The sequence below is a fragment of the Mesorhizobium sp. M0306 genome (assembly GCF_040321655.1).
GTDB lineage: Bacteria > Pseudomonadota > Alphaproteobacteria > Rhizobiales > Rhizobiaceae > Mesorhizobium.
Window position 1 is genome coordinate 1 of sequence record NZ_JAMYRY010000089.1, and the last position, 2,034, is coordinate 2,034.

The following is a 2,034-nucleotide window of genomic DNA, read 5'->3' on the forward strand; positions in this document are numbered from 1 at the left end:
GTCTCAATGATGCTGAGCACGACCGCTGACCGCTCGGCCGCGGCGAAGCTGCCCGAGAAAAGCCAATTGCGCCTGCCGACCGTAATCCGCGAATGGCGCGCTCCGCGATGAGGTTGTCGGGCTCGAGCTGGCCATCATAGAGGAAGCGATTGAACGCGCGCCATCGCCTGGTGCCGTAGGCGAAGGCCTTCGCGATATCGGCATGGCGCGACAAACCCTTGCCCTGGCGCATGAGCTGTCGTCGCAGCGCGCGGACCAGTGGTCGGGTCCGCCTTCGTCGTGCGGCCAATCGCTCGGCGGGCGGCAGCCCCCGTATCTCTTCCTCGATCCAGTAGATCGCCTGGATACCGGCCATCACCGTCGTGCTGAGCTCGGTCGGCTGGCTGTCGTGAACGTCGAATATCTTGCGACGCAGATGGGCCAGGCAGGCAGCTTCTCGAATGGCGCCACCCTTGTAGAGCTGGTTGTAGCCGCTGAAACCGTCAGCCTGGAGCGTCCCGGTAAATCCGGCGAGCTCGCTCATCACGCTCTCGCCGGCGCGGCCCATGGTGGCGCGATACCAGGCGATCGGCGGCTCCTGCGAACCCGAGTTGCGATCGTCGGCAACGTAAACCCAGAGCGCGCCCTTGTGTGTCCTGCTGTTGCCGGGCGCAGATCGGAAGCCGCGTGTGGTCGGTGTGGATCTTGGTTCGGGTACGGCCGATCTCACGGATGCGGTTGTAGATCGGATCGAGCAAGGCGGCGGCGTAGCCGGCGCTGCGCGCAAGCGTGGATCGCTCGATATCGACGCCCTTGGCGGCCATCATCTGTACCTGACGGTAGAAAGGCAGATAATAACCCCACTTGGCCATCATGATATGGGCAAGCGCGGCATAGCTGAGCTTGCCGCGTGCAATGGCCTTGGCTGGTGCCGGCGCCTGGATGATTTTATCGCAGGTCCGGCAGCTGTACTTGGGTCGAACGGTCTCCATCACCTGCCAGGCTTGGGCGACCAGATCGAGCATCTCCTCACTATCTCGGCCCATGGCGCGCATGTCGCCGCCGCAGCCCGGGCAGCATGCGCAAGAGGGCTCGCGAACGATCCGCTTGCGCGGCAGGTTCGGATTGAGCTTGCGCACCGCAACACCCGGACCTTATCGGTGTCAGCGACGATAGGCAGTTCGAGATCGGGCGCGCTGGCGGCGAAATCGGTCTCGAGATCTTCGAGTTCAAGCCGCATCTGGTCCAGCTTCTCGGAGGAGCGGCCGAAGGCTTTGCGGTTGAAGCGATCGATCCGCAGCTGCAGGCGCTGGATGCGAAGTGCGGCCTCGGCGCGCTCTCTTCGCAACTGCTCATCCCGTTCGGCGATGGTGGTGTCACGGGCACAAACGGCCGCCTCCAGAGTGGCGATCCGGGCGAGGAAATCAGCCATTGAGGGAGCTTGTTCCGACACCCAAATTACATACCCGAAAGACCTCGTCTACGGAAGCAAAATCGACACAAAGTCAATGAGAACGGCCGAATTTAGCCGGCCAGACGCGGTCGATAAATCTTGTTCGGCCGGCGCCAATCGATCCCGTCCAAAAGTAGCGAAAGCTGTGCCTTGGTGAGCGACACGGTCACCTGATCCTTGGTGGTCGGCCAGGCGAAACAACCATCGGAAAGCCGTTTTGTAAAAAGGCAGAACCCCTGGTCGTCATGCGCTAGAATCTTGATGATATGACCCTTGCGTCCACGGAAGCAGAAGATCGCGCCAGTGTGCGGGTCGAGCGCGAGCACCTGCTGCACCATCCGCGCCAGGCTGTTGATCCCGCGGCGCATGTCGGTCTCACCGCAGCAAAGGTAAATCCGGTCGGTCGGCACCACCGTGATCACCTGGTCAACTCCGCCAAGACGATACGCAGCGCTGTCGGATCGACGGTCCCGTCGATCCGCAATCGCGCGCCGTTCGGAAAGGCCACGACGATCCTGCCGGCGGGTCCGGGCAATCGGCGACGGGACGCTCGACCTCGGGCAGATCGTTCACTTCGATCCGCGCGAAAGTTGCCACCGCCC

The 2,034-nt window shown here is 62.8% G+C and carries 4 protein-coding genes; all 4 read right to left on the bottom strand.

The genetic code is table 11. From position 1 onward, the window contains the following. Positions 1-547, bottom strand: a 547-nt coding sequence (locus tag NKI95_RS34620) for an IS66 family transposase (RefSeq protein ID WP_502909296.1), incomplete at its 3' end; no start/stop codon positions are given. Beyond that, positions 483-1,034, bottom strand: coding sequence for an IS66 family transposase (locus NKI95_RS34625; protein ID WP_502909295.1), 552 nt, complete (start codon positions 1,032-1,034; stop codon positions 483-485). The genes NKI95_RS34625 and NKI95_RS34620, both read right to left, overlap by 65 nt. After that, the gene (locus NKI95_RS34165; RefSeq protein ID WP_352722244.1) at positions 971-1,411 is read right to left on the bottom strand and encodes an IS66 family transposase; all 441 of its coding nucleotides are present in this window, start codon (positions 1,409-1,411) and stop codon (positions 971-973) included. The genes NKI95_RS34625 and NKI95_RS34165 overlap by 64 nt, the downstream gene beginning before the upstream one ends. A 92-nt stretch (positions 1,412-1,503) precedes the next feature. Beyond that, positions 1,504-1,854, bottom strand: coding sequence for an IS66 family insertion sequence element accessory protein TnpB (tnpB, locus tag NKI95_RS34170; RefSeq protein WP_214393793.1), 351 nt, complete (start codon positions 1,852-1,854; stop codon positions 1,504-1,506). Between the last annotated feature and the right edge of the window lie 180 nt (positions 1,855-2,034).